The organism is Streptomyces uncialis, assembly GCF_001905345.1.
In the GTDB taxonomy this organism is placed as follows: Bacteria; Actinomycetota; Actinomycetes; order Streptomycetales; family Streptomycetaceae; genus Streptomyces; species Streptomyces uncialis.
Map to the genome: position 1 here is coordinate 238,263 of NZ_LFBV01000005.1, position 15,242 is coordinate 253,504.

At 71.7% G+C, this 15,242-nt stretch carries 9 protein-coding genes and 1 pseudogene; 1 reads left to right on the plus strand and 9 read right to left on the minus strand.

Annotated elements, in window-relative coordinates; genetic code table 11:
- Positions 1–70 precede the first annotated feature (70 nt).
- The 3 genes from AB852_RS21335 to AB852_RS21345 form a co-directional block, all read right to left on the minus strand.
- The gene (locus AB852_RS21335; protein WP_073790960.1) at positions 71–1,531 is read right to left on the minus strand and encodes a glutamate synthase subunit beta; all 1,461 of its coding nucleotides are present in this window, start codon (positions 1,529–1,531) and stop codon (positions 71–73) included.
- Positions 1,524–6,035 carry a glutamate synthase large subunit gene (gene gltB, locus AB852_RS21340; RefSeq protein WP_073790963.1) on the minus strand — a complete coding sequence of 1,504 codons (4,512 nt, stop codon included), beginning with the start codon at positions 6,033–6,035 and terminating at the stop codon, positions 1,524–1,526. The genes AB852_RS21335 and gltB overlap by 8 nt, the downstream gene beginning before the upstream one ends.
- A 1,158-nt stretch (positions 6,036–7,193) precedes the next feature.
- Positions 7,194–7,733: a TetR/AcrR family transcriptional regulator gene (locus AB852_RS21345; RefSeq protein WP_073790965.1), complete on the minus strand. Its 540-nt coding sequence runs from the start codon at positions 7,731–7,733 to the stop codon at positions 7,194–7,196.
- Positions 7,734–7,933: 200 nt separating this feature from the next.
- On the opposite strand from AB852_RS21345, the gene AB852_RS21350 reads away from it, so the two are divergent.
- Positions 7,934–9,193, plus strand: coding sequence for an MFS transporter (locus AB852_RS21350; protein WP_079184823.1), 1,260 nt, complete (start codon positions 7,934–7,936; stop codon positions 9,191–9,193).
- Positions 9,194–9,391: 198 nt separating this feature from the next.
- On the opposite strand, the pseudogene lgt reads toward AB852_RS21350, so the two are convergent.
- The 6 genes and pseudogenes from lgt to trpC form a co-directional block, all read right to left on the minus strand.
- A pseudogene (gene lgt / locus AB852_RS21355) lies at positions 9,392–10,244 on the minus strand (prolipoprotein diacylglyceryl transferase); the annotation flags it as partial.
- Positions 10,245–10,377: 133 nt separating this feature from the next.
- Positions 10,378–11,157, minus strand: a complete 780-nt coding sequence (locus AB852_RS21360; RefSeq protein ID WP_073791670.1) for a DsbA family protein — start codon at positions 11,155–11,157, stop codon at positions 10,378–10,380.
- 614 nt (positions 11,158–11,771) lie between these two features.
- Positions 11,772–12,587: a tryptophan synthase subunit alpha gene (gene trpA / locus AB852_RS21365; RefSeq protein WP_073791672.1), complete on the minus strand. Its 816-nt coding sequence runs from the start codon at positions 12,585–12,587 to the stop codon at positions 11,772–11,774.
- A gap of 32 nt (positions 12,588–12,619) precedes the next feature.
- Positions 12,620–13,906, minus strand: a complete 1,287-nt coding sequence (gene trpB, locus AB852_RS21370; protein WP_073790971.1) for a tryptophan synthase subunit beta — start codon at positions 13,904–13,906, stop codon at positions 12,620–12,622.
- A 306-nt stretch (positions 13,907–14,212) separates the two neighbouring features.
- The gene (gene trpM, locus AB852_RS40895; RefSeq protein ID WP_073790974.1) at positions 14,213–14,407 is read right to left on the minus strand and encodes a tryptophan biosynthesis modulator TrpM; all 195 of its coding nucleotides are present in this window, start codon (positions 14,405–14,407) and stop codon (positions 14,213–14,215) included.
- Between the two features lie 7 nt (positions 14,408–14,414).
- On the minus strand, positions 14,415–15,224 hold the full coding sequence (gene trpC, locus AB852_RS21380) for an indole-3-glycerol phosphate synthase TrpC (RefSeq protein ID WP_178391080.1): 810 nt from the start codon (positions 15,222–15,224) through the stop codon (positions 14,415–14,417).
- Positions 15,225–15,242 lie beyond the last annotated feature (18 nt).

Genomic DNA, 15,242 nt, shown 5'->3' on the forward strand with positions numbered 1-15,242 from the left:
TGTCCGGTCGGGGACAGGGGCGGGCACCGCTTAGTTCCGTACGCCGTTGTACGGGAACGTATGAGGGACGCTAGACGGTCAGCGACCGGTCGGTGGGCCGGATGGGTGCGGGCAGGTCGCTCGCGCCGGTGAGGAAGCGGTCGACACCGCGGGCGGCGGAGCGGCCTTCGGCGATGGCCCAGACGATGAGGGACTGTCCGCGGCCCGCGTCACCGGCGACGTACACGCCGGGGATGTTGGTCAGGTAGTCCTCGTCACGGACGATGTTGCCGCGGCCGTCGAGTTCGAGGCCGAACTGGGCGACGAGACCGTTCTCCTGGTCGGTGCCGGTGAACCCCATCGCGAGGGTCACGAGCTGCGCGGGGATCGATCGCTCGGTGCCGGGCTTCTGGACGAGCTTGCCGTCCACGAACTCGACCTCGACGAGGTGCAGGGACTGGACGTTGCCGTCCTCGTCGCCCTCGAAGTGCGTGGTGGAGACGGAGTAGACGCGCTCGCCGCCCTCCTCGTGGGCGGAGGTCACCTTGTACAGCATGGGGAACGTCGGCCAGGGCTGGCCGTCCGCGCGGTCCTCGCCCGGGCGGGGCATGATCTCCAGCTGGGTGACCGAGAGCGCGCCCTGGCGGTGGGCGGTGCCGACGCAGTCGGCGCCGGTGTCGCCGCCGCCGATGACGACGACGTGCTTGCCCTCCGCGGTGAGCGGCGGGGCGACGAAGTCGCCTTCCTGGACCTTGTTGGCGAGCGGCAGGTACTCCATGGCGAAGTGGATGCCGCGCAGTTCCCGGCCGGGGACGGGCAGGTCACGGGAGACGGTGGCGCCGGCGGCGACGACGACGGCGTCGTAGCGCTTGCGCAGCTTCATGGCGTCGATGTCGCGGCCGATCTCGACCCCGGTGCGGAACTTGGTGCCCTCCGCGCGCATCTGCTCGATGCGGCGGTTGATGTGGCGCTTCTCCATCTTGAACTCGGGGATGCCGTAGCGCAGCAGCCCGCCGATACGGTCGGCGCGCTCGTACACGGCGACGGTGTGCCCGGCGCGGGTGAGCTGCTGGGCCGCGGCGAGTCCGGCGGGTCCGGAGCCGATGACGGCGACGGTCTTGCCGGAGAGGCGTTCGGGGGCCTGGGGTGCGACCTCGCCGGTCTCCCACGCCTTGTCGATGATGGAGACCTCGACGTTCTTGATGGTCACCGCGGGCTGGTTGATGCCGAGGACGCACGCCGACTCGCACGGGGCGGGGCACAGCCGCCCGGTGAACTCGGGGAAGTTGTTGGTGGCGTGGAGGCGCTCGGACGCGGCCTGCCAGTTCTCCCGGTAGGCGTAGTCGTTCCACTCGGGGATGAGGTTCCCGAGCGGACAGCCGTTGTGGCAGAACGGGATGCCGCAGTCCATGCAGCGGCTGGCCTGTGTGCTGATGATCGGCAGCAGGGAGCCGGGAACGTAGACCTCGTTCCAGTCGCGCAGCCGCTCCGGCACGGGACGGGAGCAGGCGCCCTGGCGGTCGTGGTTGAGGAAGCCCTTCGGGTCAGCCATTGATCGCCGCCTCCATCATCTTCTCGGTGATCTCGGACTCGGGGAGTCCGGCTCGCTCGGCGGCGTCCTTGGCGGCGAGCACTGCCTTGTACGTACTGGGGATGATCTTGCTGAAGCGGGCGGCGGCGTTGTCCCAGTCGGCGAGCAGCTTCTGGGCGACGGTGGAGCCGCTCTCCTCGTGGTGACGGCGCACCACGTCGTGCAGCCACCGCTTGTCGGCTTCGTCGGGGGTCTCGACGGCGGCGAGGTTCCCGGCGTTGACGTTGTCCCGGTCGAGGTCGATGACGTACGCGACTCCGCCGGACATACCGGCGGCGAAGTTCCGTCCGGTCTCACCGAGGACGACGGCGTGGCCGCCGGTCATGTACTCGCAGCCGTGGTCGCCGACGCCTTCGGAGACGACGAGCGCGCCGGAGTTGCGGACGCAGAAGCGTTCGCCGGTGCGGCCCCGCAGGAAGATCTCGCCGCCGGTGGCGCCGTAGGCGATGGTGTTGCCCGCGATGGTGGAGTACTCGGCGAGGTGGTCGGCGGCCCGGTCGGGGCGGACCACGATCCGGCCGCCGGACAGGCCCTTGCCGACGTAGTCGTTGGCGTCGCCTTCGAGGCGCAGGGTGACCCCGCGCGGCACGAACGCGCCGAACGACTGGCCGGCGGAGCCGGTGAAGGTGATGTCGATGGTGTCGTCGGGCAGTCCGGCGCCGCCGAACTTCTTGGTCACCTCGTGGCCGAGCATGGTGCCGACGGTCCGGTTGATGTTGCGGATCGCGACCCGGGCGCGGACGGGCTGGGCGTCGTCCTGGGCGTTCGCGGCGAGCGCGTCGGCCGCGATCTTGATGAGCTCGTTGTCGAGGGCCTTCTCCAGTCCGTGGTCCTGGGCGATGAGGGCGTGGCGCACGGCGCCCTCGGGCAGGTCCGGGACGTGGAACAGGGGCGCGAGGTCGAGGCCCTGGGCCTTCCAGTGGTCGACGGCACGGGTGACGTCGAGGGCCTCGGCGTGACCGACGGCCTCCTCGATGGTGCGGAAGCCCAGCTCGGCGAGGATCTCGCGGACCTCTTCGGCGATGAACTCGAAGAAGTTGACGACGAACTCGGCCTTCCCGGAGAACCGTTCCCGCAGGACCGGGTTCTGGGTGGCGATGCCGACGGGGCAGGTGTCGAGGTGGCAGACCCGCATCATGACGCAGCCGGAGACGACGAGCGGCGCGGTCGCGAAACCGAACTCCTCGGCGCCCAGCAGCGCGGCGATGACGACGTCACGGCCGGTCTTGAGCTGGCCGTCGGTCTGGACGACGATCCGGTCGCGGAGCCCGTTGAGCAGCAGGGTCTGCTGGGTCTCGGCGAGGCCGAGCTCCCAGGGGCCGCCCGCGTGCTTGAGCGAGGTCAGCGGGGACGCGCCGGTGCCGCCGTCGTGGCCGGAGATGAGGACGACGTCCGCGTGGGCCTTGGAGACGCCCGCGGCGACCGTGCCGACGCCGACCTCGGAGACCAGCTTCACATGGATGCGGGCCTTCGGGTTGGCGTTCTTCAGGTCGTGGATGAGCTGGGCGAGGTCCTCGATGGAGTAGATGTCGTGGTGCGGGGGCGGGGAGATCAGTCCGACGCCGGGGGTGGAGTGCCGGGTCTTCGCGACCCACGGGTACACCTTGTGGCCGGGGAGCTGGCCGCCCTCGCCGGGCTTGGCGCCCTGCGCCATCTTGATCTGGATGTCGTCGGCGTTGACGAGGTACTCGGAGGTGACGCCGAAGCGGCCCGAGGCGACCTGCTTGATGGACGAGCGCCGCGCCGGGTCGTACAGCCGGTCGGGGTCCTCGCCGCCCTCGCCGGTGTTGGACTTGCCGCCGAGCTGGTTCATGGCGATGGCGAGCGTCTCGTGGGCCTCGCGGGAGATGGAGCCGTAGGACATGGCGCCGGTGGAGAACCGCTTGACGATCTCGGAGACCGGCTCGACCTCGTCCAGCGGGACGGGGTCCCGTCCGGTGTCGAAGCCGAACAGGCCGCGCAGGGTCATCAGCCGCTGGGACTGCTCGTTGACGCGGTCGGTGTACTGCTTGAACACGTCGTAGCGGCGGTTGCGGGTGGAGTGCTGGAGCCGGAAGACGGTGTCCGGGTCGAACAGGTGCGGCTCGCCCTCACGGCGCCACTGGTACTCGCCGCCGATGTCGAGGGCGCGGTGGGCGGGGGCGATCCCGGAGACCGGGTACGCCTTGGCGTGCCGGGCGGCGACCTCCTTGGCGATGACGTCGATGCCGACGCCGCCGATCTTGGAGGTGGTGCCGATGAAGTAGCGGTCGACGAACTCGGGCGCCAGGCCGATGGCTTCGAAGACCTGGGCGCCGCGGTAGGACGCGACGGTGGAGATGCCCATCTTGGACATCACCTTGAGGACGCCCTTGCCGAGGGCGTAGATGAGGTTGCGGATGGCGCCCTCGGGCTCACCGCCCGGCAGGAACGTCCCCGCGCGGACGAGATCCTCGACGGACTCCATCGCGAGGTACGGGTTGACCGCGGCGGCGCCGAAACCGATGAGCAGCGCGACGTGGTGGACCTCGCGGACGTCCCCGGCCTCGACCAGCAGGCCCACATGGGTGCGCTGCTTGGTGCGGATGAGGTGGTGGTGCACGGCGGCGGTCAGCAGCAGCGACGGGATGGGGGCGTGCTCGGCGTCGGAGTGCCGGTCGGACAGCACGATGAGCCGGGCGCCGGCCTCGATGGCGTCGTCGGCCTCGGCGCAGATCGCGTCGATACGGGTGGCGAGGGCTTCGCCGCCGCCGGAGACCCGGTAGAGACCGGAGAGGGTCGCGGCGGTCATCCCGGGCATGTCGCCGTCGGCGTTGATGTGGATGAGCTTGGCGAGCTCGTCGTTGTCGATGACGGGGAACGGCAGGGTCACACTGCGGCAGGACGCGGCGGTCGGCTCCAGGAGGTTGCCCTGGGGGCCCAGCGAGGAGCGCAGCGAGGTGACGAGTTCCTCGCGGATGGCGTCCAACGGCGGGTTGGTGACCTGCGCGAAGAGCTGGGTGAAGTAGTCGAACAGCAGCCGGGGGCGGTCGGAGAGCGCGGCGATGGGGGTGTCGGTGCCCATGGAGCCGATGGGCTCCAGGGCGGACTTCGCCATCGGGGCGATCAGGATGCGCAGCTCTTCCTCGGTGTAGCCGAAGGTCTGCTGGCGGCGGGTGACCGAGGCGTGGGTGTGCACGATGTGCTCCCGCTCGGGCAGGTCCTCCAGCTCGATCTCCCCGGCCTCCAGCCATTCGCCGTAGGGCTGCTCGGCGGCGAGTCCGGCCTTGATCTCGTCGTCCTCGATGATGCGGTGCTCGGCGGTGTCGACGAGGAACATCCGGCCGGGCTGGAGGCGGCCCTTGCGGACGACCTTCGCGGGGTCGATGTCGAGGACGCCGACCTCGGAGCCGAGGACGACGAGCCCGTCGTCGGTGACCCAGTAGCGGCCGGGGCGCAGTCCGTTGCGGTCGAGGACCGCGCCGACCTGGACGCCGTCGGTGAAGGTGACACAGGCGGGGCCGTCCCAGGGCTCCATCATCGTGGCGTGGAACTGGTAGAAGGCGCGGCGGGCCGGGTCCATCGAGGTGTGGTTCTCCCACGCCTCCGGGATCATCATCAGCACGCTGTGCGGCAGGGACCGGCCGCCGAGGTGGAGCAGTTCGAGGACCTCGTCGAAGGACGCGGAGTCGGAGGCGTCCGGGGTGCAGACGGGGTACGTCCGCTCCAGGGCCGCCTGGTCGCCGAAGAGGCCGGAGGCGAGCTGGGACTCGCGGGCGCGCATCCAGTTGCGGTTGCCCTTGACGGTGTTGATCTCACCGTTGTGGGCGACGAACCGGTACGGGTGGGCGAGCGGCCAGCTCGGGAAGGTGTTGGTGGAGAACCGGGAGTGGACGAGGGCGACGGCGCTGGCGAAGCGGCGGTCGGACAGGTCCGGGAAGAAGGGTTCGAGCTGGCCGGTGGTCAGCATGCCCTTGTAGACGACGGTCCGCGCGGACAGCGACGGGAAGTACACCCCGGCCTCGCGTTCGGCGCGCTTGCGCAGCACGAACGCCTTGCGGTCGAGGGCGATGCCGGTGTGCTCACCGTCGGTGACGAAGAGCTGGCGGAAGGCGGGCATCGTGGCGCGGGCGGTGGCGCCGAGGAGCTGGGGCGCGACGGGCACCTCGCGCCAGCCGAGGACGGTGAGGCCCTCGTCGGCGGCGATGGCGTCGATCCGGGCGGTGGCCGCGTCGGTGCCGTGCTCGGGCAGGAACGCGATACCGACGGCGTAGCCGCCGGCGGCGGGCAGCTCGAAGTCGGTGACCTCGCGCAGGAACGCGTCGGGGACCTGGCAGAGGATGCCCGCGCCGTCGCCCGAGTCGGGCTCGGAGCCGGTGGCGCCGCGGTGCTCCAGGTTCCGCAGAACCGTGAGTGCCTGGTCGACCAGCGTATGGCTCGCCTCGCCGGTGAGGGTGGCGACGAACCCGACGCCGCAGGCGTCGTGCTCGTTGCGCGGGTCGTACATCCCCTGCGCGGCAGGGCGAGCGTCCATGTGGGCCCAGTTCGAGGCGCTCATGGGGGGCTGGGACGGCTGGCGCGGCGTACGCATCGGCACTCCCGTCGTCGTCGTGGCATATATCAAGTGCCGAGGGACGACGTTGGCCCTCTGCGGAAAATTTCGTGCAGGTTACATGATGGAACGCTTCTCGAAAAGCGGATAACTCATTCCAGCATGCGGACACCCGTACGGGTGACGATGATGCTCCGGGCGGGTCGTCCGGTCAACGGGCGGCACCGGCGGCCTTTGCCGGCACTTGCTCTGTCGTCCCTGTTCACAGCGGAGCCCGACGTCAGCGGCGACGTCCTGGGTGGGTACGGAGACCGTTGGCGCGGGGCGGGTGCGCCGCTGGTGGCGGCGGAGCTCCGGGGCCTTCGGTGACCTTGGTGCGGGGACCCGCTACGGGCAGATCGATGACCGTGGGTCCGGGGTGCGGGTGGGCATCGTTGCCCACAGCGCTTACGGCTCATGCCCAGCCGCAAAGGATTCGAAACCGCCCGGTAACAGTTGCCCGTGCGGTGCGCCGTCCGGCGGGGTCTCAGGGTCATCGTACGTCCCCGGGTCGCCCCGGCCCACGCGGGTCGCCTTCGCTCGCGCTTCCGGGTTCCCTGTGCTGGGCGCACCTGTCCCTGTGCGGGTCGCTCGTGGGGTGCGCAGTTCCCCGCGCCCCTGGATGCTGCCTCCTTGCAGTCGCTCTTCGGGTGCGGGCCGGTTCTCGTCTTTTGCGCAGTTCCCCGCGCCCCTTTGGGGCGCATCCGGCCGGTTCTTCGGGTCGGTGCCGGTCGGGATTCTCCGTCCTCGATCCGACACGCTCGGTACGGACGTCCAGTGGCCGTACTGGTGGCGTCGGAGTCTGCGGGCAGAGATTCCCGCCCACCCCCTCCCGCAGCCATGCGACTGCACGAGGAGAAGGGTGGAAAACAACCCCAGGTGGGCGCCCCTTCAGGGGCGCGGGGAACTGCGCGAGCAACCACAGGCGACCCGCACCCGAACGGGAACCGCAAGGGGCGCGACCTCAGGGGCGCGGGGAACTGCGCACCCACGAACGACCCGCACAGGAACATGTACGCCCAGCCGGACAGACCTCACAAGCGCAAGCGAAGGCGACCCGCGGGGGCGAACCGGTCAGGCCATCAGGCCCGCCGCGATCGCGCGGGCCTCCCGCAGGGGCGCGGCATCCCGCTCGCGGACGACCGTGACCGTGGCCCCGTCCATGAGCAGCACGAACCGCCGGGCCAGCGCCTCGGGTCCGGACTGCCCCGCCTCCGCCAGGAGTCCCGCGACGAAACCGGTGACGGCCCGTTTGTGCGCGACGGCGAGCCGGTGCACGGGACCGTCCGCGTCCGCGCTCTCGGCCAGGGCGTTGATGAAGGCGCAGCCCCGGAAGTCCCCCCGGGCGGCGTCGTCCGCGAGCGCGTCGAAGAGGGCCAGCGGATCACGGCCCCGGGCCTCGACCTCCGCGGCGAGCCAGCGGCGCCAGTCGGTGTCGCGCCGTTCGAGGACGGCGACCACCAGGTCGTCCTTGCTCGCGAAGTGCCGGTAGAACGACGCCCGTCCGATGCCCGAGTCGGCCAGCAGCCGCTCCACGCCGACCGCGCGGATGCCCTCGGCGAAGAAGAGCGCTCCGGCGGTGTCGATGAGCCGTTCGCGTGCGTGGGTGGCCATGGAGTCACCGTAACCGACCTTGACGCCAAACAGAACCGATCGGTACCGTCCTCACCCAGCAGACGGTACCGATCGGTTCCGTCTTTCGTGGACGCCGCACGCCCGCACCAGCCCCTCGCGCCACCCGGCCCGTCGGAAAGGCGTGCGCGTATCCGGCCACGACCCCACCGACCCTGCGCACGACCTACGACAGGACGGCCATGGACAGCGATCTCCACCCCAGCGGACGACGAACGGCACCGGGCGCGCCCGCCCACGGCCCGGCGGACAAGGACGAACCGCCCCCGGCACCACACGGAAGCGCGCCACGCGGCAGCGTCTTCGTGCTGGGGTTCGCCACCTTCGCGATCGGCACGGACGAGTTCGTGCTGGCGGGGGTGCTGCCCGAGATGGGCCGGGACCTCGGGGTCTCCGTCACCACCGCGGGCCAGGTGGTGACGGTGTTCGCCCTGACCTGTGCGGTGCTGGCGCCCGTCCTCGCGACGGCGACCGCCCGGCGGGCGCGGCGCGCCGTCCTGCTGCTCGCGGTCGCCGTCCATCTGCTGGGCAATGTGGCCACGGCGCTCGCACCGACCTTCGCGACCGTACTGGCCGCGCAGATGGTCGCGGCGGCCGGCGCCGGACTCTTCGTCCCGACCGCCGCGGTCACCGCCGCCGCGCTGGTCGCGCCCGAACGGCGGGGCCGCGCGATCGCCGCGGTGACCACGGGCTTCACGGCGGCGACCGCGCTCGGCGCCCCGATAGGCACCGCGCTCGGCGGCTGGCTGGGCTGGCGTTCCACGATGTGGTTCGTCGCCGCGCTCTCGGTGCTCGGACTGATCGGCGTACGGCTGCTGGTGCCCGCGCGGGTGGCCGCACCGGCCCCGGAGGGGCTGCGCGCCCGGCTGGCGCCGCTGCGGGACCGCCGGGTGCTGGCGGTCCTGGCGACCACCCTGGTCGGGTTCACCGCGATCTATCTGCCGTACACCTACATCGCCGTCGTCTTCGAGCCCGCGACGGGCGGCAGCGGTGACCGGCTGGCCGTCCTGATGTTCACGCTCGGGGTGGTCGGCACCCTCGGCAACATCGCGGCGGGACGGCTCGCGGACCGCTTCGGCGGGCGGGCCGTGGTGGCCCTCGCGCTGCTCTGGATGACCGGCGCCCTGCTGCTGTTCCCGCTCACCACCGGCGCGTACACCTCCGCGCTGCTGATGATCGTCGTCTACGGCGTGGCCGCGTTCGCGATCACCTCACCCCAGCAGCACCGGCTCATCACCCTCGACCCCGCATCGGCGTCCGTGCTGGTCTCGCTGAACGCCGCGATCCTCTATCTGGCGATCGCCATGTCGGGGGCGGTCGGAGCGCTCGGCATCGGCTGGGCCGGGGCCCGCGCGCTGCCGCTGATCGCGGCGGGCCTGGCGGTCGCGGCCCTGCTGCTCTCGGAGTGGGGCCACCGGATGTCCCGCTCCCCGGCCGCCTGACCGGGACCTCGCGGGCATACGAACGGGGACGGGCCAGAGGCCCGTCCCCGTCCTGGTCGCCCGTGCGGGCTCAGCTCTTGTCGGCCGTCGCGGTGGCCGTTCCGCCCGTCCCCTTGCCGGGGCCGGACGGGCCTGTCACGCCCTTGGCGTCACGCGGACGCGTCGTACCCGCGCCGGTGCGGTCACCGGAGCCGTCGGCGTCACCGTCGTCGGATTCCGCGCCGGGTCCGTCACCGTCGCCCGGCTCCACCACGTCCTCCCGGCCCGGCCGCTTCTTGTGCGACACCACCAGGTAGACGACGGCCAGCAGGAAGACGACCAGCGCGGTCCAGTTGTTCAGCCGCAGCCCGAACACATGGTGCGCCTCGTCGACCCGCAGGTACTCGATCCAGAAGCGGCCCGCGCAGTACGACGCGACGTACAGGGCGAAGGCACGGCCGTGACCGAGCTTGAAGCGGCGGTCGGCCCAGATCACCAGGACCGCGACCCCGATGCACCACAGCGACTCGTACAGGAACGTCGGGTGATAGGTCCCGGGTACCCGGCCGTCGACCGAGGACGTGATCTCCACGGCCCAGGGAAGATCGGTGGGCCGCCCGTACAGCTCCTGGTTGAACCAGTTGCCCCAGCGGCCGATCGCCTGGGCGAGGGCGATGCCCGGGGCGACGGCGTCGGCGTACGCCGGCAGCGGGATGCCCCTGCTGCGGCAGCCGATCCAGGCGCCGACCGCGCCGAAGGCGATGGCCCCCCAGATCCCGAGGCCGCCTTCCCAGATCTTGAAGGCGTCGACCCAGTCCCGGCCCTCGCTGAAGTACAGCTCGTAGTCCGTGATGACGTGGTAGAGGCGGCCGCCGATCAGACCGAACGGCACGGCCCAGACGGCGATGTCGGCGACCGTGCCCGACCGCCCGCCCCGGGCGATCCAGCGGCGATTGCCGAGCCAGACCGCCACGAAGACGCCGATGATGATGCAGAACGCGTAGCCGCGAAGCGGGATGGGCCCGAGGTGCACCACACCGGTCGAGGGGCTGGGGATGAAGGCAAGTTCCATGGCAGGTCCGACGCTACCTTGCGCGGCACCGGCACCGGCACCCCGCCCCCGACACGGCTGCATAACGGGTCCGGGCACCGGCCCGCCCGGGTGCCCCGCTCCCGGCCCCGCTTTTCCGGGGCGCCCGCCTCCGCTACCCCTGGCCGCCGTCCTCGACGAGCTTCTTCAGCTTGGCCGGGGTCAGCGGGTTCGCCTGGTCGGCGTAGACGTCCTTGCCGTTCAGCAGGATCGTCGGGGTACCCCGGAAGCCGCCGTCCTGGAACGCCTTGTTCGACTTGGCGACCCAGCTGTTGTGCGTCCCGTCGTCCACGCACCGCTTGAAGACGTCCGTGTCGAGCCCGTCGACCTTGCCCGCCAGCTCGGTCAGCTTCGCGTTGTCGGCGAAGGCGTCGTCCGTCTCGGCGGGCTGGTTCTCGAAGAGGACGTCGTGATAGGCGGGGAACTTCCCGGCCTGCTGCGAACACGCCGCCGCGTTGGCCGCGCGCAGGGAGCCGCTGCCGCCCATGTTCCCGTCGATCAGCGTCGCGAAGTGGTACTCGACCTTGAGCTTCCCGCTCGCGGTCAGCTCCTGGATCGTCGAGCGGTACGTGTCCTCGAAGACCTTGCAGACCGGGCAGCGGAAGTCCTCCCAGATGGTGAGGGTCGACTTGGCGCTGTCCTTGCCCACGGGGATCGCGAGCCCGTCCTGCCCGATCGCCCCCTTGGGTACGACGACGGGCCCCGAGGTGTCCTCCTCACCACCGCCCGAGTTGGCGGCGATCACGCCGATCACGGCGGCGAGTCCGAGCACGCCGACGACGGCACTGCTGACGATCAACGTCCGGCGCCGCTTCTCACGGGCCTTCTCACGCTGCCGTTCCACGGCGAGCCGCTCACGGGCTGTGCGCTTTCCCTCACGGTTCTTGTCACTCACACCCGGCAAACGACCCAGAACGGCAACCGTGCCCGGCCCTCATGAGGACCATCCATTCGGGTGACCCACCCCCACAGGAAAAGAACCCCGAGGACAGCCCCGTCAGGGGCGCGGGGAACTGCGCGAAGACGAGGACCGGCCCGCACCCGAAGGGCGACCGTAATGGGGCAGCGTCCAGGGGCGCGGGGAACTGCGCGAACCACCGAGCGACCCGCACCGAACAAGCCCACCCGCCGGAAGAGCCCCAAAGGGGCGCGGGGAACTGCTGCGAAGACGAGGACCGGCCCGCACCCGAAGGGCGACCGCAATGGGGCAGCATCCAGGGGCGCGGGGAACTGCGCGAACCACCGAGCGACCCGCACCGAACAAGCCCACCCAGCAGAAGAGCCCCAAAGGGGCGCGGGGAACTGCGCAACCCACGAGCGACGGCACAGGAACAAGCGCGCCCACCCGGACAGACCTAAAAAGCGCAAGCGAAGGCGACCCGCACAGGAAGGCGTGGGCTCACCGACGAAACCGGGGACCGGGCCGGGGACCGGAACCGGGGCCGGGGCCGGGGCCGGGACCACGAGAGCCGGACGCCGAGGCACGGGACCCCCGTGCCTCGGCCCCGCTCAGACCCGCCCCCGCACACCCTCCGCCAGCTCCCGCGCGAGCGACCGGACGGCCACGAGCCCCGCCCCCGCGTCCTCCGCGTCGAGCATCAGCTTGACGAACGCCGAGCCCACGATCACCCCGTCGGCGAACCCCGCGACCTCCGCGGCCTGCACCGCGTTGGAGACCCCGAGCCCCACACAGACCGGCAGGTCCGTCGTGGCCCGGGTCCGCCGCACCAGGTCCTGCGCCTGCTCGCCGACCGACTCCCGGGTGCCCGTGACCCCCATCAGGGAGGCCGCGTAGACGAACCCGGACCCGGCGTCCGTGATCTCCGCGAGCCGTGCGTCCTTGCTGCTCGGAGCGACGACGAACACGGTCGCGAGCCCGTGCTTCGCGGCGTTCTCCCTCCACAGCGCGGACTCCTGCACCGGCAGATCGGGCAGGATGCACCCCGCCCCGCCCGCCGCGGCCAGCTCCGCGGTGAACCGCTCGACGCCGTAGCGGTCGATCGGGTTCCAGTACGTCATCACCAGCACCGGCTTGCCGGTGGCCAGATGCGCCTCACGCACCGTGCGCATCACATCCGCGATCCGCACCCCGCCGCGCAGCGCGATGTCGTCCGCGGTCTGGATGACCGGCCCGTCGAGGACCGGGTCGCTGTGCGGCAGCCCGACCTCCACGACATCGGCCCCGCCGTCGAAGACGGCCTTGACCGCGTCGATCCCGCCGTCGACCGTCGGGAACCCGGCCGGGAGGTACGCGATGAGGGCGGCGCGCCCCTCGGCGCGCGCCCCGGCGAGGGTCTGGCCCAGCAGCTCGGCCCGTCCCCCGATATGGGTGGCGTCCGCCACGCCCGTCGTCCCGCTCACTTCACGTCCCCCTGGATCTCGGCGGCGCCGCCGTCAGCGTCCGCCTCGACGGCGGCGTCGGTCTCGTACAGCCCGAAGTAGCGGGCGGCGGTGTCCATGTCCTTGTCGCCGCGGCCGGACAGGTTCACCAGCAGCAGCCCCTCGGGGCCCAGCTCGCGGCCCAGCTCCAGGGCGCCCGCCAGCGCGTGCGCGCTCTCGATGGCGGGGATGATGCCCTCGGTGCGCGACAGCAGCAGCAGCGCGTCCATCGCGGCGGCGTCGGTGACCGCGCGGTACTCGCCGCGCCCGCTGTCCTTGAGGTACGCGTGCTCGGGGCCGATGCCCGGGTAGTCCAGGCCCGCCGAGATCGAGTACGGCTCGGTGATCTGGCCCTCGTCGTCCTGGAGGACGTACGAGCGTGAGCCGTGCAGGATGCCCGGCTCACCGGCGGTCAGGGTCGCCGCGTGCTCACCGGTGTCCAGGCCGTGTCCGGCCGGTTCGCAGCCGACGAGCCGGACGGCGGCGTCCGGGATGAACGCGTGGAACAGCCCGATCGCGTTGGACCCGCCGCCGACACAGGCCACAGCCGCGTCGGGCAGCCGGCCGGCCCGCTCCAGGATCTGGCGCCGCGCCTCGACCCCGATGACCCGGTGGAAGTCGCGCACCATGGCCGGGAAGGGGTGCGGTCCGGCGACCGTCCCGAACAGGTAGTGCGTCCGGTCCACATTGGCGACCCAGTCGCGGAACGCCTCGTTGATGGCGTCCTTGAGGGTGCGGGAGCCGGACTTCACGGCGATGACCTCGGCACCGAGCATCCGCATCCGGGCGACGTTCAGCGCCTGGCGCTGGGTGTCGATCTCGCCCATGTAGATGGTGCATTCGAGGCCGAACAGCGCGCACGCGGTGGCGGTGGCCACCCCGTGCTGTCCGGCGCCGGTCTCGGCGATGACCCTGGTCTTGCCCATCTGCTTGGTGAGCAGGGCCTGGCCGAGCACATTGTTGATCTTGTGCGAGCCGGTGTGGTTCAGGTCCTCGCGCTTGAGGAACACCCGGGCCCCGCCGGCGTGCTCCGCGAAGCGCGGCACCTCGGTCAGCGCGCTGGGGCGGCCCGTGTAGTGGACGAGCAGTTCCTCCAGCTCGGCCACGAACACCGGGTTCGACTTGGCCTTGTCGTACTCGACGGCGACCTCGTCCACGGCGGCCACGAGGGCCTCCGGGATGAACTTGCCGCCGAACGCCCCGAAGTACCCCTCGGCACTGGGGACATGACCTTCACGGTCGGGAAAGAAGAAGTCACTGGGCATGTCTGATTACCTCACGGGGCACGGGCCCCGGGTCTAGATCCAACGATGACCACATCCCGCACGACCCACGGCCGCCCTCGGAAGGGCGCGGGGAACCGCGCGGACGACCGGCGTCCCGTACCCGGACGAGCGCGCCGCACGAGACGCCCACGGATTCCGTGGGTCCTCGAACGCCGGCGAGCCCGCGGACGGACCGCGGCAGGGGGAAGGGGCGGCGCACGGCGAGGCGGGTGAACCGCGCGGACGACGCGCGGCCCGCACCCGTACGGACACCCGGGGATCGTGTGCCCCGGGGCACGGGGAGCGTCAGCTCCCGCAGCCCCCGGCGGCGTCGACCCCTGATACGGCGCCCCCGGTGCCGGAGGCCCACCATCGGCGGCCGTTCACCTGTCCGGGCTCGGCCCCGATCACGTACCGCACCCGGCGCCCCAGCGCGCGCCGCGCGGGCGCGCGGCAGCCCCGCGGCCGGCAGCCTCGGGCGAGTCGGGACGCGATCGGCACGGTGGAGTCAGCTCCTGTTGTGCCGCAGCGCGGGGTGCGCGCCCGCGGCGACCAGGTCGGAGACGGCGGTACGGGGGTCCTTGCCGGTGACGAGGGACTCGCCGACGAGTACCGCGTCGGCCCCGGCGTTCGCGTAGGCGATCAGGTCGTGCGGCCCGCGCACCCCCGACTCGGCGATCTTGACGATGCTGTCGGGGATCTCCGGGGCGACCCGCTCGAAGGTGGAGCGGTCGACCTTGAGGGTTTTGAGGTCACGCGCGTTGACGCCGATGATCCGGGCGCCCGCGTCGACGGCCCGCTCGGCCTCGTCCTCGTCGTGCACCTCGACCAGCGGGGTGAGCCCGATGGACTCGGCGCGCTCGATGAGGGACACCAGGGCGGGCTGGTCCAGGGCGGCGACGATCAGCAGGACGACGTCGGCGCCGTAGGCACGTGCCTCCCACAGCTGGTAGGAGGTGACGATGAAGTCCTTGCGCAGCACGGGGATGTCGACCCGGGCGCGGACGGCCTCCAGGTCGGCGAGGGAACCGCCGAACCTGCGCTGTTCGGTGAGGACGGAGATGAGGGCGGCGCCGCCCGCCTCGTAGTCGGCGGCGAGTCCGGCGGGGTCCGCGATCGCGGCGAGCGCGCCCTTGGAGGGGCTCGACCGCTTGACCTCGCAGATGACCTTGACGCCCTCGCCGCGCAGCGCGGCGGCTCCGTCCTTGGCCGCGGGGGCCTGCGCCGCGCGCTCCTTGAGCTCGTCGAGGCCGACCCGCGCCTGCCGCTCCGCGAGGTCGGCACGGACTCCGTCGATGATCTCGTCGAGCACACTCACGCGAGCGGCCCCCTTCCC